This is a genomic window from Blastopirellula marina (genome assembly GCF_002967715.1).
In the GTDB taxonomy this organism is placed as follows: Bacteria; Planctomycetota; Planctomycetia; order Pirellulales; family Pirellulaceae; genus Bremerella; species Bremerella marina_B.
Map to the genome: position 1 here is coordinate 1 of NZ_PUIA01000028.1, position 509 is coordinate 509.

Sequence of the window (509 nt, forward strand, 5' to 3'; positions counted from 1 at the left end):
CCGTTACGCTTTGGTGCGCGGCCAATCCAACTGGTTGGGTAAAGTCGATCTTATCATGAAGCGGCCCCTGTTCGATGAATGGCAGAATCATGAGATGCATCGTAATATTCCGTACGTTCATCGAAACCGTGTCGGGCGAAACGACGCTATTGCAGCCGTTGCATCCGGGGTTGATCGTCGCTGGCGGCAAAACGCGATGAGTATCGTGATAGTTATGCAGCGCAAGACCAATCTGCTTCATGTAATTGGTGCACTGCATCCGCCGAGCCGCTTCGCGGGCTTGCTGTACGGCCGGCAAGAGCAGCGCGATCAAGACGCCGATGATGGCGATCACCACCAACAACTCAACGAGGGTAAAACCGCGGGAATGATTACGAATCGAAGTCATAGCAAGCTCGCTGCATTGGGAAAAGAGAGTGTATCAATGCGTCCGTCGGCATGAGGAGATAAGGCGATTTCCGCTAGACGCATGGCGCTAGAAAAATTCGATAACTCGACGGTACCACGCG

The 509-nt window shown here is 53.4% G+C and carries 1 protein-coding gene; it reads right to left on the minus strand.

All coding sequences use genetic code 11. The features are described 5' to 3' along the window. Window positions 1–388: DUF1559 domain-containing protein (locus C5Y96_RS09335; RefSeq protein WP_114322170.1), on the minus strand; the 388-nt coding region annotated here is incomplete at its 3' end. Between the last annotated feature and the right edge of the window lie 121 nt (window positions 389–509).